General features: G+C 61.7%; 20 protein-coding genes. 7 read left to right on the forward strand and 13 right to left on the reverse strand.

What is annotated here, in order from left to right; translation table 11 throughout:
• Positions 1-60: 60 nt before the first annotated feature.
• From J3O30_RS15825 to dnaG, 7 genes are all read right to left on the reverse strand, one after another.
• The gene (locus J3O30_RS15825; protein ID WP_207581223.1) at positions 61-357 is read right to left on the reverse strand and encodes a hypothetical protein; all 297 of its coding nucleotides are present in this window, start codon (positions 355-357) and stop codon (positions 61-63) included.
• Between the two features lie 84 nt (positions 358-441).
• Entirely contained in the window at positions 442-789 is a 348-nt protein-coding gene (locus tag J3O30_RS15830) for a GFA family protein (RefSeq protein WP_207581224.1), read from the reverse strand.
• A 10-nt stretch (positions 790-799) separates the two neighbouring features.
• A complete protein-coding gene (tdh, locus tag J3O30_RS15835; protein ID WP_207581225.1) occupies positions 800-1,837 on the reverse strand; it encodes an L-threonine 3-dehydrogenase in 1,038 nt (345 codons plus the stop codon).
• A 221-nt stretch (positions 1,838-2,058) separates the two neighbouring features.
• Positions 2,059-3,246, reverse strand: coding sequence for a glycine C-acetyltransferase (locus tag J3O30_RS15840; protein ID WP_207581226.1), 1,188 nt, complete (start codon positions 3,244-3,246; stop codon positions 2,059-2,061).
• 64 nt (positions 3,247-3,310) lie between these two features.
• Complete coding sequence (locus tag J3O30_RS15845; protein WP_207581227.1) at positions 3,311-4,039, reverse strand: class I SAM-dependent methyltransferase; 729 nt, start codon at positions 4,037-4,039, stop codon at positions 3,311-3,313.
• Between the two features lie 79 nt (positions 4,040-4,118).
• Positions 4,119-5,987 (reverse strand): DNA helicase RecQ, encoded by a 1,869-nt coding sequence (gene recQ, locus J3O30_RS15850; RefSeq protein ID WP_207581228.1) that lies wholly within the window; start codon positions 5,985-5,987, stop codon positions 4,119-4,121.
• Complete coding sequence (gene dnaG, locus J3O30_RS15855) at positions 5,987-7,993, reverse strand: DNA primase (RefSeq protein WP_207581229.1); 2,007 nt, start codon at positions 7,991-7,993, stop codon at positions 5,987-5,989. Before dnaG ends, recQ begins: the two co-directional genes overlap by 1 nt.
• A gap of 669 nt (positions 7,994-8,662) precedes the next feature.
• Here dnaG and J3O30_RS15860 point away from each other — a divergent pair.
• A complete protein-coding gene (locus J3O30_RS15860; RefSeq protein WP_207581230.1) occupies positions 8,663-9,550 on the forward strand; it encodes a hypothetical protein in 888 nt (295 codons plus the stop codon).
• Between the two features lie 125 nt (positions 9,551-9,675).
• On the opposite strand, the gene J3O30_RS15865 is transcribed toward J3O30_RS15860, so the two are convergent.
• Complete coding sequence (locus J3O30_RS15865; protein WP_207581231.1) at positions 9,676-10,128, reverse strand: GatB/YqeY domain-containing protein; 453 nt, start codon at positions 10,126-10,128, stop codon at positions 9,676-9,678.
• Positions 10,129-10,400: 272 nt separating this feature from the next.
• On the opposite strand from J3O30_RS15865, the gene carA reads away from it, so the two are divergent.
• Both carA and J3O30_RS15875 read left to right on the forward strand, forming a co-directional pair.
• On the forward strand, positions 10,401-11,606 hold the full coding sequence (gene carA, locus J3O30_RS15870; RefSeq protein ID WP_207584346.1) for a glutamine-hydrolyzing carbamoyl-phosphate synthase small subunit: 1,206 nt from the start codon (positions 10,401-10,403) through the stop codon (positions 11,604-11,606).
• Between the two features lie 288 nt (positions 11,607-11,894).
• Complete coding sequence (locus tag J3O30_RS15875; protein ID WP_207581232.1) at positions 11,895-12,215, forward strand: antibiotic biosynthesis monooxygenase; 321 nt, start codon at positions 11,895-11,897, stop codon at positions 12,213-12,215.
• Positions 12,216-12,229: 14 nt separating this feature from the next.
• Here J3O30_RS15875 and J3O30_RS15880 read toward each other — a convergent pair whose 3' ends face one another.
• Both J3O30_RS15880 and J3O30_RS15885 read right to left on the reverse strand, forming a co-directional pair.
• On the reverse strand, positions 12,230-13,633 hold the full coding sequence (locus tag J3O30_RS15880) for an MATE family efflux transporter (protein ID WP_207581233.1): 1,404 nt from the start codon (positions 13,631-13,633) through the stop codon (positions 12,230-12,232).
• Between the two features lie 142 nt (positions 13,634-13,775).
• Complete coding sequence (locus J3O30_RS15885) at positions 13,776-15,020, reverse strand: TCR/Tet family MFS transporter (protein ID WP_207581234.1); 1,245 nt, start codon at positions 15,018-15,020, stop codon at positions 13,776-13,778.
• 333 nt (positions 15,021-15,353) lie between these two features.
• Between J3O30_RS15885 and J3O30_RS15890 the strand changes: the two genes are divergently transcribed.
• Positions 15,354-16,349 (forward strand): aldo/keto reductase, encoded by a 996-nt coding sequence (locus J3O30_RS15890; RefSeq protein WP_207581235.1) that lies wholly within the window; start codon positions 15,354-15,356, stop codon positions 16,347-16,349.
• A 52-nt stretch (positions 16,350-16,401) separates the two neighbouring features.
• On the opposite strand, the gene J3O30_RS15895 is transcribed toward J3O30_RS15890, so the two are convergent.
• The gene (locus tag J3O30_RS15895; RefSeq protein WP_207581236.1) at positions 16,402-17,322 is read right to left on the reverse strand and encodes a neutral zinc metallopeptidase; all 921 of its coding nucleotides are present in this window, start codon (positions 17,320-17,322) and stop codon (positions 16,402-16,404) included.
• Positions 17,323-17,850: 528 nt separating this feature from the next.
• Here J3O30_RS15895 and carB point away from each other — a divergent pair.
• Complete coding sequence (carB, locus tag J3O30_RS15900) at positions 17,851-21,339, forward strand: carbamoyl-phosphate synthase large subunit (protein WP_207581237.1); 3,489 nt, start codon at positions 17,851-17,853, stop codon at positions 21,337-21,339.
• A gap of 217 nt (positions 21,340-21,556) precedes the next feature.
• Here the strand turns inward: carB and J3O30_RS15905 are convergent, their stop codons facing one another.
• Together J3O30_RS15905 and J3O30_RS15910 are read right to left on the reverse strand one after the other, a co-directional pair.
• Complete coding sequence (locus J3O30_RS15905) at positions 21,557-23,011, reverse strand: UdgX family uracil-DNA binding protein (protein WP_207581238.1); 1,455 nt, start codon at positions 23,009-23,011, stop codon at positions 21,557-21,559.
• The gene (locus J3O30_RS15910) at positions 23,011-24,243 is read right to left on the reverse strand and encodes a putative DNA modification/repair radical SAM protein (protein WP_207584347.1); all 1,233 of its coding nucleotides are present in this window, start codon (positions 24,241-24,243) and stop codon (positions 23,011-23,013) included. The genes J3O30_RS15905 and J3O30_RS15910 overlap by 1 nt, the downstream gene beginning before the upstream one ends.
• A gap of 254 nt (positions 24,244-24,497) precedes the next feature.
• Between J3O30_RS15910 and greA the strand changes: the two genes are divergently transcribed.
• The gene (gene greA, locus J3O30_RS15915) at positions 24,498-24,974 is read left to right on the forward strand and encodes a transcription elongation factor GreA (RefSeq protein ID WP_164013475.1); all 477 of its coding nucleotides are present in this window, start codon (positions 24,498-24,500) and stop codon (positions 24,972-24,974) included.
• A gap of 27 nt (positions 24,975-25,001) precedes the next feature.
• A complete protein-coding gene (locus J3O30_RS15920; RefSeq protein WP_207581239.1) occupies positions 25,002-26,060 on the forward strand; it encodes a glycosyltransferase family 4 protein in 1,059 nt (352 codons plus the stop codon).
• The last annotated feature ends 18 nt before the right edge of the window (positions 26,061-26,078 follow it).

The raw sequence follows: 26,078 nt of genomic DNA on the forward strand, positions 1-26,078 counted from the left end.
AATCTCGCTGCGGTAATGGGCCGTCTCAGGGCCGGACGCGTCGCTCGCGCCGCCCTCGAATCACCATTGCCCACCTAACGGGATGACATTTAAAGCCTGATTAACCACGATCGCCGGCACCGGACAGCAAAGCTTTCTTGCCTTTGGATTTCCGGCAATGGTTGCGCGATCCGCCTTGACCCAGTTCACCGTTTCAACAAGTCGAACGGTGATTCCCACATTTTTTGCTCTCGTCAAGCTTTTCCACAAAAAAAGCTCACGAAAAATCGGAAAAAGCCTTATCCACAGGCTTTGAACCGCGGCAGCGATTGCGAACCCCTTATTTAAGATGCGGCGAACAAAAGACAAGGGCAGCAAAGATTTTGCGCGCCGCGCCAGTTATTCGCGCTATTTTTGCAGTCCTATCGTTGATCTATTCGCCTCTGTCCGGACGAATCTTTGTTACTTTGCCTCGCCATCATAGGCCGTCACCTTCAGCGCGCCGAGATCGACCGCGGGAATACAGCGCAGATTGATCGAAGCCATCGCCGCACCGTCCGGGGCCACGCCTTCGCCGAACGGCGCGATGCCGCAATTGGCGCAGAAGTGATGCCGGATGACATGCCTGTTGAATGTATAGGTCGAAGGATCGGCTTCGGGTGTCTTCAGCACCAGCTTGTCGCGCGGCACGAAGGCCAGAAGCCCGCCCCGCCGCCGGCAGAGCGAACAGTTGCAATCGATAGCCTCGGTGAATTCACCTTCGACCTCGAAAGCGACCTTGCCGCAATGGCAGCTTCCTTCATAGAGCATTTTGTCCTCCTCACATCCAATCCATAACGACTTTGCCGGAGTTGCCCGACCGCATCGCCTCGAAACCGTCGCGAAATTCGCCGATCTTGATACGGTGGGTGATGATCGGCGCAAGGTCGAGACCACCTTGGACGAAGGCGATCATCTTGTACCAGGTCTCGAACATTTCGCGGCCATAGATGCCCTTGAGATTGAGCATCTTGAAGATCACTTTGTTCCAGTCGATCTCGAAGCCCGCCGGCGCAATGCCGAGAATGGCGATTTTGCCGCCATTGTTCATCTTGTCGATCATGTCGCGGAAGGCGGGTGCGGCGCCCGACATTTCAAGCCCGACGTCGAAACCTTCGGTCATGCCGATCGCCTTCATCACATCGGCGAGATTTTCGTTCGATGCGTCGACAACGTGGTCGATCCCGAGCTTGCGCGCCAGCGCCAGCCGGTGCGGATTGATATCGGTGATGACAACCTTGCGGGCGCCGGACCGTTTGGCGACGAGCGCGCCCATGATGCCGATCGGCCCGGCGCCGGTGACGAGCACGTCCTCGCCGACCAGATCGAAGGAAAGCGCGGTATGCACCGCATTGCCGAACGGATCGAAGATCGCGGCGATCTCGTCGGATATATCCTCCGGGATCGCCACGACATTGCTTTCGGGAATGCAGACGAACTCGCCGAACGAACCCGGCCGGTTGACGCCGACGCCGAGCGTGTTGCGGCAGAGATGGCCACGGCCGGCCCGGCAGTTGCGGCACTTGCCGCAGACGATATGGCCCTCGCCGGAAACCCGCTCGCCGACATGATAGCGGGTGACCGCCGAACCGATCTCGGCGATCTCGCCTGAGAATTCATGGCCGACGACCATCGGCACCGGAATGGTCTTCTGCGCCCACTGATCCCAGTTCCAGATATGCACGTCAGTACCGCAGATCGCCGATTTTTTCACCCGGATCAGCACGTCGTTCGGCCCGACCTCCGGCACCGGCACATTCTCCATCCAGAGCCCGACTTCCGCTTTCGACTTGACCAGCGCCTTCATCATGTTCGACATCGACAATATCCCGCCCTTGTTCTGGTTCCGGACCTTGCGACTCCCTCTTCTCCCACCGGGGAGAAGGTGCCCGTAGGGCGGATGAGGGGGCCACACGGCACGCCATGACTTTACTTTGTTTCTCGCTTGCCGCTCGAAACGTCGCTTTGCTCCTCCCCCTCATCTGTCCTGTCGGACATCTTCTCCCCGCTGGGGAGAAGAGGAAGATGGCAGCCCCATTCTCAAATCACGCCCAGTTCCCGCCCTGCCTCGGCAAAGGCCGCAATCGCCCGCTCGACATCTTGACGCGAATGCGCTGCCGACATCTGCGTGCGGATGCGGGCCTGGCCCTTCGGCACGACCGGGAAGGAGAATCCGATCACATAGATGCCCCTCTTCAGCATCAGGCTCGCCATGTCCTGGGCAAGCTTCGCATCTCCCAGCATGACCGGGATGATCGGATGGCCTTTGCCGGCGAGCGTGAAGCCGAGCTTGGTCATTTCGGTGCGGAAGAGATCGGCATTGTCGGACAGGCGCTTGCGCAAGGCATCACCGTTTTCGATCAGGTCGAACACCCTGAGCGAGGCAGCGGCGATGACCGGCGCCAGCGTATTCGAGAACAGATAGGGCCGCGAACGTTGCCGCAGCCATTCGACGACCTCGGCCTTGGCCGAGGTATAACCGCCGGAGGCGCCACCGAGCGCTTTGCCGAGCGTGCCGGTGATGATGTCGATCCTGCCCTCGACACCGCAATGTTCGGGCGAGCCGCGGCCGTTCTTGCCGACGAAGCCCACGGCGTGGCTGTCATCGACCATGACCATCGCGCCGTATTTCTCGGCGAGATCGCAGACGCCGCCCAAATTGGCGATGATGCCGTCCATCGAGAAGACGCCGTCGGTGGCGATCAGCTTGAAGCGGCTGCCTTCGGCCTTCTTCAATTCCTCTTCGAGTGCCGCCATGTCGTTGTTGGCGTAGCGGAAGCGCTTGGCCTTCGAAAGCCTGACGCCGTCGATGATCGAGGCATGGTTCAGTGCGTCCGAGATGATCGCGTCTTCCTCGGAGAGCAGCGTTTCGAAAAGGCCGCCATTGGCGTCGAAGCAGGAGGAATAGAGGATCGTGTCTTCCATGCCCAGGAAGGTGGAGATGCGCGCTTCGAGCTGCTTGTGCTCCTCCTGCGTGCCGCAGATGAAGCGCACCGAAGCCATGCCGTAGCCGCAGCGATCGAGTGCCTGCTTGCCGGCCTCGGCCAGTTCCTCGTTGTCGGCAAGGCCGAGATAGTTGTTGGCGCAGAAATTCAGCACCCGTTCGCCGGTCGAAATCACGATCTCGCCCGCCTGCTTGGAGCTGATGATGCGCTCGGATTTGTAGAGGCCGGCATCCTTCAGCGCCGAAATCTCGGCTTGGAGATGGGAGAGGAATTGCGAGGTCATGGGCGGCCCTTCGTAGCGATTTCCGTGCCAGCCGGGTTAGCATATCGCCGCCGGCTTGTCTTCTTCAGCGCTGGACCGAGATCAGCAGGAACATCGGCCGGTCCAATTCCTGGACCCAATCGGGATTGTCCTGCAATTCCCGATCGTTCGGGCTCCACTCCTCGACATGGCGGATGGCGAAACCAGCCGCGATCAAGGTGTTGAGCGTCGTTCCAAGCTTGCGATGCTGTTTGACGACATCCTTGGCGAGCCAGTCGGTCGTGCGCGGACCCTCGACAGCATAGCGGTCGAGCGGCCAGACACGCCGACCTTCGACATCGGTAGACCAGTCCGGGTTGCTCGGCGCCATGAAGATCGGATGCTCGATGGTGAAGACGAATCGCGATCCCGGAATAAGCGCGTCATGCACGGTGGCAACGACACCGGCAAAGTCATCGACATAGTGCAGCGCCAGCGAGCTATAGGCGAAATCGAAGGAGGCTCCGGCAAGCTGGAGATGCTCGAGATCGGCGATCTCGTAGGTGATCGCGGCTTCCGATGTATCGGTCCGTGCTCGGGCGATCATCTTTTCCGAAATATCAAGCGCGAGAACGCTTGCAGCACCTTGGCCCACGGCAAATCGCGAAAACCAGCCGAAGCCGCAACCGAGGTCAATAACGCGTTTGCCGGTAAGGTCAGGCAGAAGTGCTCGAACCGCCGGCCATTCGGACGCTCCGTCCAGCCCGCGGACGGAGCGGCTGAGTTCGCTGTATCCGGCGAAAAATTCCACTCGATCGTAGATATTTCGGGTCATCAGCGTTCCTCCTGCGAGGCAGCATCTACCATGCCTCCTGTGCCGATCTCAACAATTGGCCGCCGGCTCAGCCTCTGGTTCAAGCACTGTCGTGCGAGAGAATGATCTCCAGAAACGCGTCGCCGTAACGCTCGAGCTTCGCCTGCCCAACGCCGGATATGGCGAGCAGTTCCTTGCGGCTCCGCGGCTTCTCGGTGGCAAAGGCGATCAGCGTCGTATCGGGAAAGACGACATAGGGTGGCACGCCGAGCGATTTTGCGATCGCCATGCGCTCAGCTCGCAGCGCCTCGAACAGCGTGCCGTCGGCACCCGACAGTCCCGATTTGCGTTCACTGCGTTCCGCCTTCTTCGTCCGCCGCTCGGAGGCCGGCCGGTCCTTGCGGAAGAACACGGGCCGCTCATGTTTGAAGACGGTGCGTGCCTCCGGCTCCAGTTTCAGCGCTCCGTAAGCCTCGTGATCGACGCGGACCAGCCCCATGGCGAGCATCTGACGGAAGACCGATTGCCAGACGCGCGCCGGAATATCCTTGCCGGCGCCGAAGACCGGCATCTCTGAGTGGCCGAAGCGCTCGGTCTTCTCGTTGACGTTGCCGACGAGCACGTCGACGACATGGCCGGCGCCGAAGCGCTCGCCGGTGCGGTAGATCGCGGCCAGCGCCTTGATCGCCGCTTCCGTGCCCTCCCAGGTTTCGACCGGCTTCAGGCAGGTGTCGCAATTGCCGCATTGTCCGGCATGCGCCTCGCCGAAATGCGCAAGGATCGCTTGGCGGCGGCAGGAGGCGGTCTCGCAGATCGCCAGCAATGCATTGAGCTTGGCGCGCTCGACCCGCTTGATCTCCGCGCCAGCACTGCCCTCGTCGATCATCCGGCCGCGCTGGATGACGTCGGCCATGCCATAGGCCATCCACACTTCGGACGGCAGGCCGTCACGGCCCGCACGCCCGGTCTCCTGATAGTAGGCTTCCACCGAGCCCGGCAGGTCGAGATGAGCGACATAACGCACATTCGGCTTGTCGATACCCATGCCGAAGGCGACGGTGGCGACCAGGCAGAGGTTTTCTTCTTTCAGGAAGGCATCCTGATTGGCGTCGCGAACCGCCCTGTCCATGCCGGCATGGTAGGCAAGCGCGCGCACACCCTGCCCGTTCAGCCACTCGGCCGTATCCTCGACCTTGGCGCGGGACAGGCAATAGACGATGCCGCTGTTTCCCTTGTGGCCGGACAGGAACCGCAAGAGCTGTTGCCGCGGCTGGTCGCGCTCGACGATCTCATAGGCGATGTTCGGACGGTCGAAGCTGGTGGTGAAGATCTCGGCAGCGTCGAGCCCCAGCCGCTCGATGATGTCGTCGCGCGTATGCGGATCGGCCGTCGCCGTCAGCGCCACCCTGGGCACGCCGGGATATTGTTCGCCGAGCCGGCCGAGCGCGCGATATTCCGGCCGGAAATCATGGCCCCATTGCGAGACGCAATGGGCCTCGTCAATCGCGAACAGTGCAATCTTCTCGTTGGCGATCAGCTCGCGGAAGCCGTCGGTGAGGATGCGCTCCGGTGTGACGTAGAGAAGGTTGAGCTGACCTGCCGAAAGCGCGCGGCGGACTGCGATAAACTCCTCGCGCGACAGCGACGAGTTGAGCGCGGCGGCGCGGATGCCGAGCTGCTTCATCGCCTCCACCTGATCGCGCATCAGCGCAATCAGCGGCGAAACGACGATGCCGACGCCGTCACGGCAGAGCGCCGGAATCTGGAAGCACAGCGATTTGCCCGCGCCTGTGGGGAAGAGCACAACGGCATCGCCGCCGGCAACCACATGCTCGACCACCTGCTGCTGCTTGCCGCGGAAGGAGGAGTAGCCGTAGATCTGCTTGAGGATTTCGAGCGGCGCGCGGCCAGCGGAAAACAGCGCATCGGCGGCGGAAAAGCCCGGTTCGTTCCGTTCGGTCAGCGGCATCAGTGGTTCGCCGCCCCTTTGACGCGGCCGGAAAGCACGCCGAAGCCGTCGATGATCGCCTCCTGGTTCTCAAGGCGCACCCCTTCGAAATGCACTTCCTGCTGGGCTCGGATCAGATGAACGATCGCCTCGCCGTCGCCGGCTTCGGTCGCCAGCGCAATCTCGCGTTCGAGCTCCATCTTCTGCCGGCGCAACGCTTTTGCCCGTTTGTGGAAGGCGAGCGCCTGGCGATAACCCTCACGCGCATCCTCCATCGCCGCCTCCTCGGTCGCCGTCCAGAGCCTGGCATTGCGCACCTGCTGGTCGAGGCTCTTGATGAGAGGGCCGAACCCTTCGAATTCTAGCCGCTCGGTCAGATAGTCGCGCGTCAGATGCGGGCCGGCGACCGCAGCCGCTGCCCCAAGCATGGCCGACCAGAGCCGCTGCAGCTCGCGGCTGTCGTAGTCGATCGCGGCGATCTCGTCATAATCGTCGATCATCAGGGCCGGATGATTGACGATGGTCAGCGCCAGCACGCTTTCGCGCAACGCCGTATTGTCCCGGTGGCCACGCACCGGCCCCGAGCGGGCGAGCCGGTCGGAAATGACGCTGGGGCTTTTCGGCCCTGCCTTGCCCGCATTATCGCGGCCCGTCCGGGAATTGCCGTTGCCGTTGAAGCCGCGGCGTTCGCCATTGTTGCGGTTCTGGAACTGCGGCTGGAAGAAGGTGTTCAGCCGATCGCGGATATCCTGCTGGTAATGGCGGCGCACATTCTCGTCGGCGATGACGGCAACCAGCTGTTTCAGCCGCGCCTCGAGTTCGGCGCGCGCCTCGGGCGTGTCGAACTTGCCGGTGTTGATCTCCCGGCTCCACAGCATCTCCGAAAGCGGCTTCGCCTGGCTCATCACCTTGTCGAAGGGTGTGCGCCCATCGTCGCGCACGAGATCGTCCGGGTCCTTGCCATCCGGCAGAAGCGCGAAACGGACCGAACGGCCGGGCTTCAAATGCGGCAGCGCCAGTTCGGCGGCGCGATTGGCGGCGCGAACGCCGGCGCCGTCGCCGTCAAAGCAGAGCACCGGCTGCGGCACCATCTTCCAGAGGAGCTCGAGCTGGTTTTCGGTGAGCGCCGTGCCGAGCGGCGCGACGGCGTTCTCGATGCCGGCCTGATGCAGCGCGATCACGTCCATATAGCCTTCGACGGCGATGATGGTGCCGGTCACATTATCGTCCTGAGGATCGCTGCGGCCCGGACCCTGGATCGCGCGGCGCGCGCGGGCGAAATTGTAAAGTACATTGCCCTTGTGGAAGAGCTCCGTCTCGTTGGAATTTAGATATTTCGCCGGCGCATCGGCCGACATGGCGCGGCCGCCGAAAGCGATCACCTTTTCCCGCGACGAGAGGATCGGGAACATGATGCGGTCGCGGAAGCGATCGTAGGAAACCGGCACGTTTTCGTGAACGACCAGGCCGCAAGCCTCGATCTGCTCTTTGGTGACGCCCTTGCCGGCGAGAAATTCCTTGAGCGCATTGCGGCTATCCGGCGCATAGCCGAGACGGAAGGTCTCGATGGTGCGCCCAGTCAGCCCACGGTCGCGCAGATAGGCGCGCGCCCTCGCCCCATTCGCCGTCTGCAATTGATCCTGGAAAAATTGTGTCGCCATTTCCATGACGTCGATCAGCGAGCCACGCTCCTTCTCGCGCTTCTCCATCACGGGATCGGCAAGCGGCATCGGAACGCCGGCCATATCGGCGATCTGCTGCACCGCCTCGGGGAAACTCAGACCCTCCAGCTCGGTGAGGAAGCGAAAATGGTCGCCGGTGAGGCCGCAGCCGAAGCAGTGATAGCGGCCCTTCCGGTCCTCGCAGTGGAAGCTCGGCGACTTCTCGCCGTGGAACGGGCAGCAAGCCCAGTAATCGCCGCGCGACACGTTGGTCTTGCGCTTGTCCCAGCTCACGCGGCGCGCGATCACGTTCGAAATCGGAACGCGGTCGCGGATATCATCGAGAAAGGTGTTGGAAAAGCGCATTTATACCTCTTGGCCAACCTCCATATAAGCTGCTTTGCCGCTCCATGCCACGAAACTTGTCATCAAAACCCGCTATTCACAGGCAAGTGCACCCATGGCCATCAGCGCTGTTTATCCCATCAACAACGCGTTATCGCCCCCTGCGACAGGGTGCGACATTATTGTCTTTCAAGCGCCGAAATTCCACCGTTGCAAATGTCTCGGCTAGAGCGTCGACCCTTAGCAGAATTGAATTAAAACGTTCTAAAACAGACACTTATCTCGCGCATCGATTGTGCAACTCTATTCCGCCGGCGCCTGCCGAGCCTTTGCTGCGGCGCCTCCAAAATCGATGTTTTCGGCAATTATTATTTTTTTGTAATTTGAACAAGCCGCCGCACCGCAATAGGTTCGATCTCAACAAAGCGATCCCCGAGCGAAGCACCATCCCTACCCCCGGCGCCGCTTCGCAAGGGTGCCTTTGCAAATACCCTCCGGCTTGGGCCTCGGCCCTGCGTTTGCCGGCGGAAGCAAAGAGCAAGAAGGCAGGAGCGCCCCCAGCTCCTGCCTTCTTAAATTTTGGCTCCCTTTGCGACAACTCTCCTTTGAAATTAACCGCTTATTGACAAAACCGTTGACAGGCAGCGCTTGCATGAAAGATGTATGCGCCGAACTCCTGGACCCCTCCAAATGGCTTTTACCGCGGAAAACCTCGCAGCCGACGATCGCTTTCTCGCTGCGATCCTGCATTGCGCCGATCAGATGCTCTCGATCTATCGCGAGAGCCCGCGCATCGCCTCGATTTTCGCCGCGCAGCAGCGCTGGCTGATGGCCCATGCCGGCTTCGCGCTTCATTACGGTTATCCCGACGACGGCAAGAGCGGCCTCTATTCCGGCCGCTTCATCGATTTCGCGGTCAGGAACGACATCGCCAGCCGCAATACAGCCGCGGCCTTCATGCAGGAAATGTTGGCCTATCGTTTCCTGCGGCCGGTTCCCGGCCCCGACAAGCGCACGCGCTATCTGGAGCCCACGGAAACCGCTGAGCAGCATTTCACCCGATGGCTCGTTGCCCATCTGATGATCCTCGACAACCTCGATGGCGGTGAACGCGCCGGCAAGGTCACCGCCGATCCCTCGGCGTTGATGGCAGCGATCCAGCCGCGGATCGCCAGGGCGATCATTGGCAGCGAGGCGGTGCGCAATCCAGGCCCCACCTTCAACCTCTTCAACTGGGCAAATACCGGCGGGCTGGTGATGGACTACCTGATCTCGCGCCTTCCGGAATTTCCTCGGACGGCCGAACGTGTCGTGCTCGGCCCTCTGTCTCTCAGGGAAATCCGCGAACAGTTCATGATCTCCAACACCCACCTGAAGCGGCTTCTGACACAGGCAGCGGCGATGGAGAGTGTCGGGTGGACAGCACCCTCCCGCAAGGGCGACTTCTGGCTGTCGCGCCGCTTCATCCTCGAATATTGGAACTATCAGGCGGCGAAATTCGCCATCATCGATGCCGCAGCCGAAGCGGTGCTGGGGCCTGCGGTCCGCGACGAACCGCAAGCAAGACGTGTCAGCTGAGCAATTCCAGGAAAAGTGTGAAGCGGTTTTCCCAGGCAAAGCGCGAAGTGCTTTTGCCGGGAATTGCGTAAAACAAAATTGGAGCGGTTCAGCTTCCATGAATGCAGGACCGCTCCAAAGACGGATCAGCTCAACAATTCCTTGACGGTCGCCGACGCCTTGGCGAAATCCATCTGGCCGGCATAACGCTCCTTCAGCGCCGCCATCACCTTGCCCATGTCCTTGGCACCCGCGGCGCCCGTCTCGGCGATAATTGCCGAGACATTGGCGCGCACCTCACCGTCCGAAAGTTGCTTCGGCATGAAATCCTGGATGACGATGATTTCGGCGCGCTCCTTGGCGGCAAGCTCCGGCCGGGAATTCTCCTCGTAGATCTTTGCCGACTCGTCGCGCTGCTTTACCATCTTGGCGAGAATCTGCAGAATCTCGTCGTCGCTCGCCTGCTCCTTGCCGGTGCCGCGATTGGCGATATCCCGGTCCTTGACCGCGGCCTGAATCAGCCGGACGGTGGAAAGCCGCTCCGCATTCTTGGCCTTCATCGCCTCTTTCAGCTGGGTGGCGAGTTGATCGCGCAGCATGGTCTTTACTCCTGTTTTGATGCCGCTTCATAAACCACGCTGATGCGGCGGATCAAATAAATTGCGCGGTCGACGCGATAAACCGCAGGAAAACGGCGGCAATCTCGGCTAGAAAGATTGACCGCAGACGAATGCATGGCTATCTACCGCCACCTGCACCAAAATTCGTGATCAGGCCTGAAGCGCGCGGCATAGCCGTGTCCACACGCCTGCGAGATCAAATGGCGACGAGCGCCGCAACGCGCGCACCGGCCGCCGGAAACGGGATGAAGATGACCGCGACAGCACCCTGGACAATCGAAAAGCCGACCGCCCTGCTCGTTCTTGCCGACGGCACGGTCATCGAAGGCAAGGGCATCGGCGCCACCGGCAAGGTGCCGGCCGAAGTGGTCTTCAATACGGCGCTGACCGGTTATGAGGAGATCCTGACCGACCCCTCCTATCTCGGCCAGATCGTCACCTTCACCTTTCCGCATATCGGCAATATCGGCACCAACGATGAAGACATCGAGGACCTGACGCCTGCCGCCCGCCACGGCGCCGTCGGCGTCATCTTCAAGGCCGACATCACCGACCCTTCGAACTATCGCGCCGCCAAGCATCTCGACCAATGGCTGAAGGCGCGCGGCGTCGTCGGCCTCTGCGGCATCGACACGCGCGCACTGACCGCCTGGATCCGCGAGAACGGCGCCCCGAACGCGGTGATCGCCCACGATCCGAACGGCGTCTTCGACATCGAGGCGTTGAAGGCCGAAGCCAAGGCCTGGAGCGGCCTCGAAGGCCTCGACCTTGCCAAGATCGCCTCGTCGGGCCAGTCCTCGCAATGGACGGAAACGCCGTGGGTCTGGAACGAAGGTTACGGCCAGCTCAGTGCAACGGACGCGAAATACCACGTTGTCTGCCTCGACTACGGCGTCAAGCGCAACATCCTGCGCCTGTTTGCCGGTCTCGACTGCAAGGTGACCGTCGTGCCGGCCGCAACGAGCGCCGAAGACGTGCTCGCCATGCAGCCGGACGGCATCTTCCTGTCGAACGGCCCGGGCGATCCGGCGGCAACCGGCGAATATGCCGTGCCTGTGATCAAGACGCTAGTTAAGACCGATATCCCGGTCTTCGGCATCTGCCTCGGCCATCAGATGCTGGGTCTTGCCCTCGGCGCCAAGACCGAGAAGATGCATCAGGGTCATCACGGCGCCAATCATCCCGTCAAGGATCATACCACCGGCAAGGTCGAGATCGTCTCGATGAACCATGGCTTCGCGGTCGACTCGAAATCACTGCCCGATGGCGTTGAAGAGACTCATATTTCGCTTTTCGACGGCACCAATTGCGGCCTGCGCGTCCTCGGCAAACAGGTCTTCTCCGTCCAGCACCATCCGGAAGCCTCTCCCGGGCCCCAGGACAGCCACTATCTCTTCCGCCGCTTCATCAACATGGTGCGCGAGAAGAAGGGCGAGCCGGCCCTCGCCGAACGCTGATTTCAATGCCGCCCCCATTTCAGATGAAGGCTCGCCTATAGGCGAGCCTTTAACATATTGACAAACCTCACTCTTCGTCATCCTCGGCCTTGTGCCGAGGATCTGCTGCCATATCGACTGGAGGCAGATGCTCGGGACAAGCCCGAGCATGACGAAAGTTGTGTTGGCGCGCTTGTCAGCAGTCTAAGGGTTCGCACCGCGAGCCTTTTTCTTTGCCTTGCATGTTGACCTCGACTTAACTTGAGGAATTACAAACTCCCCGCAGACATCTAATGCAGGAGAAAATAGATGAGCGGAGCCTACTTTCGTGTCGACAAATTCGTCGTGCCGGCCGCGGCGCGTGAGGAATTTCTCGTCAAAGTGATGATGACCCACAAGCTGCTGGAGGCCCAGGAGGGTTTCATCGACCACAGAGTGCTGGAACAGGTCGCTGGTCCCGGCGAGTTCAACTTCGTGACCATCGCCCAATGGGAAAGCGCCGAGGTCGTCGAGCGTGCGCGGGCAGCCGTCGCCGCCGCGTACGAGGCGGCGAATTTCGATCCGCAGGAACTGTTCGCGCGCCTCGGCATCCGCGCCGATATCGCCAGCTACAAGCCTGTCGCGGCGTGAGCTACGCGGCCGGCTCAGGCGCCGGCCGTCGCTCCCTCCCGGCGAAGGAGAAGGTAGAACCGCCAGCAGAGCATGACGGCCGCCGCCGCCAGCCCGACGAGGAACCCGAACCAGATACCGATGCCGCCGAAGCCGAGCGGGAAGGCAAAGGCCCAGGCAAGGAAGAAGCCAATCGGCCAATAGGCAATCAACGCCATGATCATCGGCACACGTGCGTCCTTGAGGCCGCGCAGCAATCCGTTGGCGATCACCTGCAGGCCATCGACCAACTGGAAAAGCCCGGCGACGACAATCAACGGTCCGGCATAGGCAAGCACCTGGGGCGCCTCCGGCGAGTGAACGTCGAGGAACCAGCTGCCGAGGAATTGCGGCATAGTGGCAAACAGCACCGAGCCCACCGCTGAAATGGCGCAGGCAAGGATGAGCACCATGATCGAAGCGCGTACCACCCCCCGGTAATCACCCTGCCCGTGGGCGACGCCGACGCGCACCGTCGCCGCTTGGCTGAGGCCGAGCGGGATCATGAAGGCGATCGAGGCCCATTGCAGGGCGATGCCGTGGGCGGCGAGCTCGATGGTGCCGATATACCCCATCAACAGCGACGCCACGGTGAACAGGCTGACCTCGGCAAGGATGGTCACGCTGATCGGCAGACCAAGCCGGATGACCTCCAGCAAAGCATGCCAGTCGGGCTTCCAGAACCGCACGAAGATCTCGTAGCGCCGCGTCTCTTCCCGCCGCTGCACAAAAGCCAGGATGAAGAGGAAACCAGCTGTCTGGACGACGACCGAAACGATCGCCGCTCCCTCGAGCCCCATCACCGGAAAGCCGAAATGGCCAAGCACGAGGGCATAGGCGAAGATCGCGTTCATCACCAGCGTGACGACGGTGACGTTGAGGATGATGCCCGCCTTGCCGATGGCGCTGACCAGCGCGCGCATGACGTTGAAGAGCAGCGCCGGCAGCAGGCCGAACTGGCCGATCATGATGTAGCCATGAGCGAGCTTGGCCACTTCGGGCTTTTGCTGTGCGAAGAGAAGGATCCGCTCCGAATTGAAGAAGGCCGGCTGCATGATGACCCAGTATGCGATCACTACCCACAGACCCATGCGCAACGCCCGGCGCACAGAGACGACGTCGCCGCGGCCATAGGCCTGCGCCACCATCGGAATGACGGCGATGGCAAAGCCCGAGCCGAAGATCAGGATCGTGAACAGGAATTGCGCCGAAAGCACCATCGCCGCCAGATGTTCGGCGCCGAGACGACCGACGATCATCACGTCGGTGGTGTTGATGCCGAGTTGGGCAAGCTGCGCGCCGATCAGCGGAATGCCGAGCGCCAGCGTTGCACGGAAATGTGCGCCCCAACGATTATCGGTTGCCGGCGCAAGCCTGCGCGCGTCGATCGGCGTGTCCATGACACCAGTCCTGTGATTGAAATATGTGTCACCGCAACTTGCGGCGAAATATCCTTCGGGCTTAGATCAAAGTCCCGCAAAGAACTACCCCAAAGCAGGCAGATGATGAAAAATTCATCATCGCATCATCATTTCTGATCGATCAACCCGCCGCTTCCAGCGCCTCGTCCGGCTCACGGACCCGGACCCGTACGAGAAACACGCCTGAAGCCAGCAGGATGAACAGGGCGGCGGTCAGATAGGGTGCGCCGGCAAAGGTGACGGGCGCCTCCGGCCGGGTGAAATAGCTGAACAATTGCGTGAAGATCAGCGGCCCGAGGATGGTGGTGATGCTGCTGAGGCTGGTTAGCGCACCCTGCAGTTCCCCCTGCGCCGAGGGCGGCACCTTGCCGGCGGCGATACTGCGCAGCGGCGGATCGGCGACGTTCTCCATGACGGTCGCGACGATGACGACATAGACCACCCAGCCTTCCCAGGCAAAAGCATAGCCGGTGAGTCCGACGGCCGAGAAACAGAGGCCGAGCAGAGCCGTCTTCCACTCGCCGAGAACCGGCACGATACGCGGCAGAACCAGCCCCATGATGAGCGCCGCGCCGATGCCGTAAATACCGAGCGACAGGCCGATCTGTCCCTCGCTCCAGCCGTAGCGATAGGTCGAGACGAACGACCAGACCGAGGGATAGACGGCATGCGCCAGGAAGAACAAGAACATCACGAGGCTGACCCAGCCGATGCCGGGATAGTGGCGCATCTGTCGCAACGCGCCGAGCGGATTGGCACGTTTCCACTCGAACCGGCGGCGGTTTTTCGCCTCCAGGGTTTCCGGCAACAGGAAGCAGGCGGCGATGAAATTGACGAGAGACAGCGCAGCCGCGCCGAGGAACGGCACACGCGGGCCGAATTCGCCGAGCACACCGCCGATGACCGGGCCGATCGTGAAACCGACGCCGAAGGCGATGCCGATCAATCCGAAATTCTTTGCCCGGTTCTCCTCCGTGCTGATGTCGGCGATATAGGCCGAGCAGGTGGCAAAACTGCCGCCGCTGATGCCGGCAAGCACGCGGCCGACGAACAGCATCCAGAAGCTGGTGGCGATGCCGCAGATGAAATTGTCGATCGCAAAAGTCAGCACCGAAAGCAACAGGATCGGCCGGCGGCCGAACCGGTCGGAGAGATTTCCGAGCAGTGGCGCGAACAGGAATTGCATGCCGGCATAGACGAGCATCAGCCAGCCCCCGTCGATCGCCGCATCGCTGACGCCGCCGCCGGTCAGTTGCTCCAGATAGGCGGGCAGCACCGGCATGATGATGGCAATGCCGATAATGTCGAGGAAAAGGATGATGAAGACCAGAAAAAGGCCGCGGCGAACGAATTTAGGATCAAGCATGAGGCATCTCTACGGCGGTTGGTCCTGAAAAGACGATCTCGTCGCCGAGAAAGTGACATAGCTCAGAACATAAACCGAAACAATCCGTGAACATTTCAAAGTTTTTGATAGTGCTGAACGGGCAATTTATAATTTGCCTCAACCGCAGAGCGCGGCAACGTGATCATTGCCTCCCTTGCAATCGCGATAACGGCATCCAGATCATTCTAAAAAAGATCGTTCATTGTGCATTCCGCCGCACGGCCCGTTCGACGCCATCCGGATTATCGCGCAGGAGCGAAGGCTGTAAAACAGCACCCGACAGCACTGCTCGGCGCTGATGAGGAGAAGACAATGCAGACCTATCGTCTGGGAAAGACCGGACCCGAAGTCTCGGCCATCGGCCTCGGCTGCATGGGCATGTCGGGCATGTACGGCCCCTCCGACAGAGCAGAAAGCATCGCGACGATCCATGCCGCGCTCGATGCCGGCATCAACCTGCTCGACACCGGCGATTTCTACGGCATGGGCCATAACGAGATGCTGATCGGCGAAGCACTGAAGGGCCGCAGGCGCGAGGATGCCGTCATCAGTGTCAAGTTCGGGGCCTTGCGCGATCCTGCAGGCGGCTGGAACGGCGTCGACGCCCGGCCGGTCGCGGTTAAGAACTTCCTCACTTATACACTGCAGCGCCTCGGCGTCGACTATATCGACATCTACCGCCCGGCCCGGCTCGATCCGAACGTGCCGATCGAGGACACGGTCGGCGCCATCGCCGATATGGTTAAAGCGGGTTATGTCAGGCACATCGGCCTGTCGGAAGTCGGCGCCGACACCATCCGCTGCGCCGCCACCGTTGCCCCGATCGTCGACCTGCAGATCGAATATTCGCTGATCTCGCGCGGCATTGAAGAGAAGATCCTGCCGACGACACGCGAACTCGGCATCTCGATCACCGCCTATGGCGTACTCTCGCGCGGCCTGATCAGCGGCCACTGGCAAAAGGGCCAGGGTGCGACGGCCGGCGATTTCCGTGCCTACAGCCCACGCTTCCAGGAAGGCAATATCGAGCAGAACCTCGCTTTGGTGGAAAAGCTGCGTGAGATTGCAGAGGTAAAAAGCGTCTCGGTCGCCCAGATCGCCATCGCCTGGGTCGCCGCCAAGGGCAAGGATATCGTCCCGCTCATCGGCGCCCGCCGCCGCGACCGGCTGACCGAGGCTCTCGGCTCGCGCGCGGTCGACCTATCGAAAGAAGATTTCGTCGCCATCGAACGCGCCGTGCCGAAGGATGCGGCTGCCGGTAGGCGCTATCCCGAGCATATGCTGCAGCATATGGACAGTGAGAGGTGAGCGGGTGGAAGGGCAATCACCACTCTTCCAACACAGCGTTATTCCCTCACCCTCAAACCGGCCCTGAGAACGTGTCGCAAGCCGACAGCTGGCCGCTGTCGAAGCCGCGCTTGAACCATCTGACGCGCTGTTGTGATGTGCCGTGGTTGAAACTCTCAGGCACGACATAACCCTGCGACCGTTTCTGCAGGGTATCGTCGCCGATCTGCTGAGCGGCGTTCAGCGCTTCCTCCAGATCGCCTGACTCCAGCAGGCCTTTCTGCTGGGTATATTTGCCCCAGATGCCGGCGAAGCAATCGGCCTGCAGCTCGACGCGCACCGACATCTTGTTGGCCTCCTCCTCGCTCATGCGCTGGCGGGCCTGGTTGAACTTCGGCAGGATGCCGAGCAGGTTCTGCACGTGATGGCCGACCTCGTGAGCGACGACATAGGCCTCGGCGAAATCGCCCGACGCGCCGAACCGGTCGGAGAGCTCCTGGAAGAAATCCGTGTCGAGATAGAGCTTATGGTCACCGGGGCAGTAGAACGGCCCGGTTGCAGCCGATGCTGAGCCGCAGGCCGATGCCGTCGAGCCCGAAAACAGCACGAGACGCGGCTCCTCGTACGTCTGGCCTTGCGCCTGGAAGATGCCCGTCCAGGTATCCTCGGTTTCGGCAAGCACGGTACGCATGAAGGCGGTCATCTCATCATTGGCAGGCGTGCGTGCTCCTCCAGACTGGCTCTGCTCGTAGCCGGGGCCGCTCGTCGTGCCGCCGTTATCAAGCACCTGCATCAGATCGATGCCCATTGCCTTGAAGATAAAATAGATGACGACGAGGAAGATGATCGTGCCGATGCTCAGGCCACCGCCGGCACGGCGAACGCCGCCGCCGGAGGGAAAATTGAAGCCACCGCCGCGGCCAAAACCGCCGCTGCTCGGGTCGCCGCGGCGATCTTCGATATTGTCGGACTGACGCCGGCCTCTCCATTCCATCTTCGTTCTCCCCGGCAATGCCGTGCTTGCACCTTAAGGAATCTATATATCCGTCGACGGCCGGAATTCCAGCGGCTTCATCGGGCAATCAGACCATGCCTGGGGCAAGATCGTGGACCGCTGCAGCGCTTCCACCCAAGGGCATTGCACCGAGGTAGTGACCAGCCGCGGGCGAGAACCGAAACGCTCTGAAGCAAGCCGCCGCGACGACGCGGGCGCCGATCTCTCTGCTTCTGGCCGGATCAGGGTCGTGCCGCTGCATCCAAGCGGATCGGGCTTCACGAAGCCGCGGTCGACCTCGCCCGTCCGGCGCGTCATGGCGAAATCTGGGTGCTCGTCCTGCCTGAGGGGAAACAGCCTGCCGCGCGGCGTTGGATTCCTGTCGATTCCGCGATTTATGGGGTTCCGTTTGCAAGTACATTTGCCTATAAGCCGCTTCTAGCCTGAAAAGACCCTCAATGCGCGACCCGACCCGGTGATCTCCCACCCTGGCCGGCTTTTTGCGCAGCCAGACAATGGATATCGCCCATGCCGAAGCGCCAAGACATCAAATCGATCCTCATCATCGGCGCGGGACCGATCGTTATTGGCCAGGCTTGCGAGTTCGACTATTCCGGCACCCAGGCCTGCAAGGCGCTGAAGGAGGAGGGCTACCGCGTCATCCTCGTCAATTCCAACCCGGCGACGATCATGACCGATCCGGGCCTTGCCGACGCCACCTATGTCGAGCCGATCACCCCAGAGGTCGTCGCCAAGATTATCGCCAAGGAGCGCCCGGATGCGCTGCTGCCGACCATGGGCGGCCAGACGGCGCTGAACACCGCGCTTTCACTGAAGCGCATGGGCGTGCTCGACCGTTACAATGTCGAAATGATCGGCGCCAAGCCCGCCGCCATCGACATGGCCGAGGACCGCGCGCTGTTTCGCGAAGCGATGGCCCGGATCGGGCTGGAAACGCCGCGCTCGATGCTGGCGAACGCCACCGACATCAAGGACCTCGACCGCAAGACGCACGAGGCCGAGCGCAACAAGCTGCGCGACAGCCTCTCCGGATCCGACCTCGACAAGGCACTGGACGAGCTGGAAAACCAGTGGAACCTCGGCGAGAGCGATCGTAAGCAGCGATACATCAGCCACGCCATGGCGATCGCCGCCCAGGCGATCGACCATGTCGGCCTGCCCGCCATCATCCGCCCCTCCTTCACCATGGGCGGCACCGGCGGCGGCATCGCCTATAACCGGTCGGAATTCTTCGAGATCGTCGGCGGTGGCCTCGACGCCTCGCCGACCACCGAAGTGCTGGTCGAGGAATCGGTGCTCGGATGGAAGGAATATGAAATGGAGGTCGTCCGCGACAAGGCGGACAACTGCATCATCATCTGCTCCATCGAAAACATCGACCCGATGGGCGTCCATACCGGCGATTCGATCACCGTCGCGCCGGCGCTGACGCTGACCGACAAGGAATACCAGATCATGCGCAACGCCTCGATCGCGGTGCTGCGCGAGATCGGCGTTGAGACCGGCGGCTCGAACGTCCAGTTCGCCGTCAATCCGAAAGACGGCCGCCTCGTCGTCATCGAGATGAACCCGCGCGTCTCGCGTTCGTCGGCGCTGGCATCCAAGGCCACCGGCTTCCCGATCGCCAAGATCGCCGCCAAGCTCGCCATCGGTTATACGCTCGACGAATTGGACAACGACATCACCGGCGGCGCAACGCCCGCCTCGTTCGAACCGTCGATCGACTACGTCGTCACCAAGATCCCGCGTTTCGCCTTCGAGAAATTCCCCGGCGCCTCGCCGGTGCTGACGACCGCGATGAAGTCGGTCGGCGAAGTCATGGCGATCGGCCGCACCTTCGCCGAATCTCTGCAGAAGGCGCTGCGCGGCCTCGAAACCGGCCTGACCGGCCTCGACGAAATCGAGATCCCCGACTCCGAGGAAGGCGAATCCAGCCACAACGCCATCCGCGCCGCCATCGGCACGCCGACGCCGGATCGCCTGCGCATGGTCGCCCAGGCATTGCGCATGGGTCTCAGCATCGAAGAGGTGCATGAAGGCTGCAAGATCGATCCCTGGTTCATCGCCGAGCTTAAGAACATCATCGACACGGAAGCCCGTATCCGCGAGCATGGCCTGCCCGAAGATGCCGATAACCTCCGCATGCTGAAGGCGATGGGCTTTTCCGACGCCCGTCTGGCGACGCTGACCGGCAAGCGCCCCAAGCAGGTCGCCGAATTTCGCAACAGCCTGAACGTCCGCCCTGTGTTCAAGCGCATCGATACCTGTGCGGCCGAATTCGCCTCGCCGACTGCCTACATGTATTCGACCTATGAGACGCCCTTCGTCGGCGCCGCCCGCTCCGAGGCGGACGTGTCCGACCGCAAGAAGGTCGTCATCCTCGGCGGCGGCCCGAACCGCATCGGCCAGGGCATCGAGTTCGACTATTGCTGCTGCCATGCCGCCTTCGCGCTGAAGGATGCGGGTTATGAAGCGATCATGATCAACTGCAACCCTGAAACCGTCTCGACCGACTACGACACCTCGGACCGCCTCTATTTCGAGCCGCTGACGGCCGAGGACGTGATCGAGATCCTGCGCGCCGAGCAGGAAAAGGGCGAAGTCGTCGGCGTCATCGTCCAGTTCGGCGGCCAGACACCGCTGAAGCTTGCCGAAGCGCTTGAGAAGAACGGCATCCCGATCCTCGGCACTGCGCCTGATATGATCGACCTCGCCGAGGACCGCGACCGCTTCCAGAAGCTGCTGATGAAGCTCGATCTCAACCAGCCGAACAACGGTATCGCCTATTCGGTCGAGCAGGCCCGCATGGTCGCTACCGAAATCGGCTTCCCGCTGGTCGTGCGCCCCTCCTACGTGCTCGGCGGCCGCGCCATGCAGATCCTGCATTCGGAAGGCCAGCTGCAGAGCTACCTGCTCGACACGGTTCCCGAACTGGTGCCGGAGGACATCAAGCAGCGCTATCCCAACGACAAGACGGGCCAGATCAACACCCTGCTCGGCAAGAACCCGCTGCTCTTCGACAGCTATCTCTCTCATGCCATCGAAGTCGATGTCGACTGCCTGTCCGACGGCACCGACGTCTATGTCGCCGGCATCATGGAGCATATCGAGGAAGCCGGCATTCATTCCGGCGACAGCGCCTGCTCGCTGCCACCGCGCACGCTCTCCCCCGAAATGCTAGACGAGTTGGAACGCCAGGCGAAGGCGATGGCCAAGGCGCTCAACGTCGGCGGCCTGATGAACGTCCAGTTCGCCATCAAGGACGGCACCGTCTACGTTCTCGAAGTCAATCCGCGCGCCTCGCGCACCGTGCCCTTCGTCGCCAAGACCATCGGCGCGCCGATCGCCAAGATCGCCGCCCGCGTCATGGCTGGCGAGAAACTCGATGCAGCCTTTGCCGCCTATGGCGAAAAGCCCGATCCACGCAAGCTGAAGCACATCGCCGTCAAGGAAGCCGTCTTCCCCTTCGCCCGTTTCCCCGGTGTCGACACGCTACTCGGCCCGGAAATGCGCTCGACCGGCGAAGTCATCGGCCTCGACACCGATTTCGCTCTCGCCTTTGCCAAGTCGCAGCTCGGCGCCAGCGTCGAGCTGCCGCGTGACGGGACGGTCTTCGTCTCCGTGCGCGACGCGGACAAGCTGCGCGTACTCCCGGCGATCCGCATCCTCGTCGAACAGGGCTTCAAGGTGCTGGCGACCGGCGGCACGGCCCGCTTCCTCGGCGAAAACGGCATCACCGCCACCAAGATCAACAAGGTGCTGGAAGGCCGCCCGCACATCGAGGACGCTATCCGCAACCGTCAGGTCCAGCTCGTCATCAACACCACCGACGGCAACAAGGCGATCTCCGACTCCAAGTCGCTGCGCCGCGCGACGCTGATGCAGAAGGTGCCTTATTACACGACGATGGCAGGTGCTGAGGCCGCCGCCCAGGCGATCAAGGCGCTGAAGGCCGGCAATCTCGAAGTGCGGCCGCTGCAGAGCTACTTCGCCTGAGATTAACGCATGTCGCCCGGAAGTGTGCAGCGGTTCCGGGACAACGACATGCATAAAACAAAGGGCTAAAGCGCGTCGCATGAATCAAATTTGATGCGTCGCGCTTTAGAGCAATTCCAGCAAAAGAGTGCCGCGGTTTTGCGTCCGGAATTGCCTAAGAACAAAGAGACAGCGCCATCGCTCGATGAGCGGTGGCGGCAGCTCAAGCGGAATCAATTTATTCGGCGGCTGTCATAAGCCGCTGAATTTTCATCATGTCCTCGCGAAATCGCGCGAGCTCCTCCGCCTTCAGCCGCTCGTCGGGGATACGCAGCAGATAGGATGGATGCACCGTCACGAAGAGCGTGCGTCCTCCATCGATCGCCATTGCTTTCCCCCTGACATCTTGCAGGCGCTGTTTGACATCGGTCAGCGCCGCGAGCGCCGTTGCCCCCATGGCAACGATGAGCTTCGGCTCGACCAGCCCCATCTCCAGATTGAGCCACCAGCGGCAGTGCTTTACCTCGCCCATATTAGGCTTCTGGTGGATACGGCGTTTGCCGCGCGGCTCATATTTGAAATGCTTGACGGCATTGGTAACGTAAAGCGTCGAGCGGTCGATGCCCGCCTCGGCGATCACCTGGTCGAGGAGCCGGCCGGCCGGACCGACGAAGGGGCGTCCTGCTATATCCTCCTGGTCGCCCGGCTGCTCGCCGACGAACATCACCTCTGCATCGCGCGGTCCCTCCCCGAAGACGGTCTGCGTCGCCTTGGCATGAAGCGGGCAGCGGGTGCAGACGTCAGCTTCCGCGCGCAACGCTTCCAGCGTGCCGGCCGGCGCCTCGGGTTCGGCAGGGATATTGCGCGCCGCGTCCTGCAGGCGGTCGTGAAAGGGCAGCGATTGCGTCGCCTCGCGCGCGGCCATGGCCCGCACCTTGCTCTCCGCCGATGCGATCAGCCCGGGGATGAGGTCGGCCTCCGGCAGGTTCTTCCAATATTTTTTTGGCATTTCCGCTTGCATCGCCTTCAGCTTCAATCGCGCCGGGTTGAAGATGCTGGCATAGTAGGTGCGCCAGAGTTCATCGGTGGCATCGGTGAGATTGGGCTTCTCGCATGGCGCGTCGCTCATCGTCAGCCGCTCGCCGTCCCAGGCGGCCGACCCCTTGGGCGTGACGATCAGCCAATCCATGTCAGTGAAACGGCGCTGGAAGAAGGGCGCCGTGCGCCGGACGATATGGTGGTCCGGCTCAAACCAGGCGAGGAATTTTCGACGATCTGCCGTTGCGGCACCAACCTCCTTGAAGCGGACGAAAGCGGTCATCTTGTGCGCGTCACGCCGAACGTTTTTCGCCATCAGCCGGGCCCGCACGACGTCCTCGTCGGAGGCCACTTCCAGCAATTGCCGGTCCAGTTGCAGTCGCCAGAGCAGTCGGTAAAGCAACGAGAACCGTGCCGGATCGGAATTGCAGAGAACCGTTTCCGCCAGCTCGATGAAGGCTGGCGGCACCGTCATCGGCTTGCGTGTTATCGCAGGCGTCGGCGGCATGGCGTCGCGTTGAAATGCAAGATCCGGCTCCGCGGCTTTTTCGCGCCAATCGATTTCATCAGGCAATATGCCGGCGGCGGCAAAAGCGCGCGCGGCATCGCGCCATTCGGCAAGCTCGCCCCGTCCTGCAAGCACGACCCGGCGCATCACAGCAACGACAATTGTTCGGGTTTCGGCTCGAACATGGCGCGAAGGTCCGGCCGGTCGATCAGCCGGCGCGGCGACCAGCCTTCCGCCGAGATGAAAGATTGGACCTTCTTGATCGACACGCCGAGCCGCGAGAGATCGTCGAGCCGCAGGCGACGAAACCGGCGTGCCGAAACGATCGCTTTGACGGTCTTGGTCCCGAGACCCGGCACACGCAGCAACCGCTCGCGCTCGGCCCTGTTGATATCGACGGGAAAATCGGCGCGGTTGGCGAGCGCCCAGGCAAGTTTGGGGTCGAGGTTAAGATCGAGCATGCCGCCCACCTGGTTGGCGGTGATCTCATCGATGCCGAAACCATAGAATCGATAGAGCCAGTCGGCCTGATAGAGCCGGTGTTCGCGCATCAGCGGCGGTTTGATCAGCGGCAGGTTTTTGGACGAATCCGGGATCGGGCTGAAGGCGGAATAATAGACACGCTTCAGGCCGTAGCTGCTGTAAAGCCTGCCGCTGGTCGCCAGGATCGTCGCATCGTTCGCTCCGTCGGCGCCAACGATCATCTGCGTGCTCTGGCCGGCCGGCACGAAACGCTGACGCTTCTTTGTCTGCAGCGTCGGTTCGCCGGCGGCTTCGATCTTCAGCCTGAGATCGCCCATTGATCGGCGGATATTGGCGGGTTTCTTTTCCGGCGCAAAGCGGCTGATGCCGTTATCCGTCGGCAACTCGATATTGAGCGACAGCCGGTCGGCATAGAGTCCCGCCTCCTCGATAAGACGCGGCGATGCTTCGGGGATTGATTTCAAATGGATATAGCCGCTAAAATTATGCGTCACACGCAGTTCGCGGACGATGCGGACCATCTCTTCCATCGTGTAGTCGGACGAACGAATAATGCCCGAGGAAAGAAACAGGCCTTCGATATAGTTGCGGCGGTAGAATTCCAGCGTCAGCCAGATGACCTCCTCGGGCGTGAAGCGCGCCCGTTCGACATTGCTCGACGAACGATTGACGCAATAGGCGCAGTCGTAGACGCAGAAATTGGTCAGCAATATTTTGAGAAGCGAAATGCATCGCCCATCCGGGGCATAGGCATGGCAGATGCCGGACCCCTCGGTCGAGCCGAGCCCGCCGCTTGCCGCCGAATCGCGTTTCACCGTGCCGCTGGACGCGCAGGAAGCATCATATTTCGCTGCGTCGGAAAGGATGGCTAAGCGTTCTGTTAGCGACTTCTTCATTAGAATGTTCACTATATGTTCCTTAGAACAAAGTCAACCGCGGTGGTCCGATCTTTTGCCGGTTTTTGCGACGGACGACCCGCTGTCGCGGCGGCTCGCATTTCGTTTATCCGAATTTTCTGGAAATCGGCCTTGGCGATCTGCTATAAGCACTTAACTAGGATTGTGGCACGGTTCCGAAGCTCCCCTTCGGGACCTGTTTTCTTTTGTGTTTGCGCCTAACTGCGTGGATACAAGGAGTGAAGGACAGAAAAATGGTTGAAAAGGTACCAATGACACCGGGTGGCTTCGTCAAGCTGCAGGAAGAACTGCGCTGGCGTCAGCAGGAGGAGCGCCCTCGAATCATCGAGGCGATCGCCGAAGCCCGTGCCCATGGCGACCTTTCCGAAAACGCCGAATATCACGCCGCCAAGGAAGCCCAGAGCCACAATGAAGGCCGCATCAGCGAACTGGAAGACCTGACGGCGCGCGCCGAGGTCATCGACCTGACGAAGATGTCGGGCGACAAGATCAAGTTCGGCGCCAAGGTGAAGCTCGTCGACGAGGACACCGAGGAAGAAAAGACCTACCAGATCGTCGGTGACCAGGAAGCCGACGTCAAGGCCGGCCGCATCTCCATCTCCTCCCCGATCGCCCGTGCGCTGATCGGCAAGGAGGTCGGCGATTCCATCGAGGTCAATGCGCCCGGCGGCGCCAAGGCCTACGAAATCCTCCAGGTTTCCTGGGGCTGATTGGCCGCCAGATACGAGACCCCTCCCGTGCCGGACATTCGTGACGTCGAGATCATCGCGCCCAATTTCAAGCGCCGGCTCTCCGGCGTCACCTCGACCATCGTCCAGCTCATCCCCTGCCAGATCCGGCTCGGCATCAGGATCGCAACTCTCGGTCCCGGCCTGCCGGAGGGCCTGCCGAAACTGAGATGGTCACAGCTCCTCGGCCTCTGGCGCCAGCCGGCGCGCCGGCGCCAGCGCGTCTGGCACGCCCGCCGCAACAACGAGATGGCCGTCGGCATAATGCTTCGCCATCTCCTGCGCATGCAGCTGAAGCTGCTTTTCACCTCGGCCGCCCAACGCCGCCATACCGCCTATACGAAATGGCTGATCCGCCGCATGGACGCTGTTATCGCGACCAGCGACCGTTCCGGCTCGTTCCTCGAGGTGCCGCACACGGTCATCCAGCACGGCGTCGACCTTGCCCTGTTCCATCCGCCGGAAACGACAGACGACGGCATCGCCGCTGCCGGTCTGCCCGGCCGCCATCTCGTCGGCTGCTTCGGCCGCGTGCGCCATCAGAAGGGCACCGATCTTTTCGTGCAGGCGATGATCGAACTTTTGCCGCAGCATCCCGAGTGGACGGCGGTCGTCTCCGGCCGGGTAACGGCGGAGCACACGGCATTCGCAGACAGGCTCAAGGCCGATGTCGCCGCCGCCGGGCTTAGCGACCGTATCCTCTTCCTCGGCGAAGTGCCTGATATCAAGGTCTGGTATCGCCGCCTGACGCTTTACGTCGCCCCCTCCAGAAACGAGGGCTTCGGCCTGACGCCACTCGAAGCCATGGCCTCGCGCACTGCCGTCGTGGCATCGGACGCGGGCGCCTATTCCGAACTCGTCGTCACGGGCGAGACAGGGGCGGTGATCGCCGCCGGCGATGGCAAGGCGCTGAGTCGGGCCATCGCCCCCTATATCGCAGATCCCGGTCTGGCGATCGCGCATGGCGAGAATGCACTGCGTCATGTCAGGGCGCACTTCGCGCTGGAGAAGGAAGCGAGTGCGATCGGCGCCGTTTACGACCGGCTTCTTGGCGACAATAACCGCTGATGCAGAAAGAGAAACGGC

Source organism: Rhizobium sp. NZLR1 (assembly GCF_017357385.1).
Lineage (GTDB): Bacteria > Pseudomonadota > Alphaproteobacteria > Rhizobiales > Rhizobiaceae > Rhizobium.

Bases quoted from the DNA above. Each gene is read 5' to 3' on its own strand.
- recQ (WP_207581228.1), bottom strand. From the start codon at position 5,987: ATGCCGCTGACCGAACGGAACGAACCGGGCTTTTCCGCCGCCGATGCG.
- J3O30_RS15860 (WP_207581230.1), top strand. From the start codon at position 8,663: ATGGCTTTTACCGCGGAAAACCTCGCAGCCGACGATCGCTTTCTCGCT.
- J3O30_RS15910 (WP_207584347.1), bottom strand. From the start codon at position 24,243: ATGAAGAAGTCGCTAACAGAACGCTTAGCCATCCTTTCCGACGCAGCG.
- J3O30_RS15865 (WP_207581231.1), bottom strand. From the start codon at position 10,128: ATGCTGCGCGATCAACTCGCCACCCAGCTGAAAGAGGCGATGAAGGCC.
- J3O30_RS15895 (WP_207581236.1), bottom strand. From the start codon at position 17,322: ATGGAATGGAGAGGCCGGCGTCAGTCCGACAATATCGAAGATCGCCGC.
- J3O30_RS15840 (WP_207581226.1), bottom strand. From the start codon at position 3,246: ATGACCTCGCAATTCCTCTCCCATCTCCAAGCCGAGATTTCGGCGCTG.
- J3O30_RS15845 (WP_207581227.1), bottom strand. From the start codon at position 4,039: ATGACCCGAAATATCTACGATCGAGTGGAATTTTTCGCCGGATACAGC.
- dnaG (WP_207581229.1), bottom strand. From the start codon at position 7,993: ATGCGCTTTTCCAACACCTTTCTCGATGATATCCGCGACCGCGTTCCG.
- tdh (WP_207581225.1), bottom strand. From the start codon at position 1,837: ATGTCGAACATGATGAAGGCGCTGGTCAAGTCGAAAGCGGAAGTCGGG.
- carB (WP_207581237.1), top strand. From the start codon at position 17,851: ATGCCGAAGCGCCAAGACATCAAATCGATCCTCATCATCGGCGCGGGA.
- carA (WP_207584346.1), top strand. From the start codon at position 10,401: ATGACCGCGACAGCACCCTGGACAATCGAAAAGCCGACCGCCCTGCTC.
- J3O30_RS15880 (WP_207581233.1), bottom strand. From the start codon at position 13,633: ATGGACACGCCGATCGACGCGCGCAGGCTTGCGCCGGCAACCGATAAT.
- J3O30_RS15890 (WP_207581235.1), top strand. From the start codon at position 15,354: ATGCAGACCTATCGTCTGGGAAAGACCGGACCCGAAGTCTCGGCCATC.
- J3O30_RS15885 (WP_207581234.1), bottom strand. From the start codon at position 15,020: ATGCTTGATCCTAAATTCGTTCGCCGCGGCCTTTTTCTGGTCTTCATC.
- J3O30_RS15905 (WP_207581238.1), bottom strand. From the start codon at position 23,011: ATGCGCCGGGTCGTGCTTGCAGGACGGGGCGAGCTTGCCGAATGGCGC.
- greA (WP_164013475.1), top strand. From the start codon at position 24,498: ATGGTTGAAAAGGTACCAATGACACCGGGTGGCTTCGTCAAGCTGCAG.
- J3O30_RS15830 (WP_207581224.1), bottom strand. From the start codon at position 789: ATGCTCTATGAAGGAAGCTGCCATTGCGGCAAGGTCGCTTTCGAGGTC.
- J3O30_RS15875 (WP_207581232.1), top strand. From the start codon at position 11,895: ATGAGCGGAGCCTACTTTCGTGTCGACAAATTCGTCGTGCCGGCCGCG.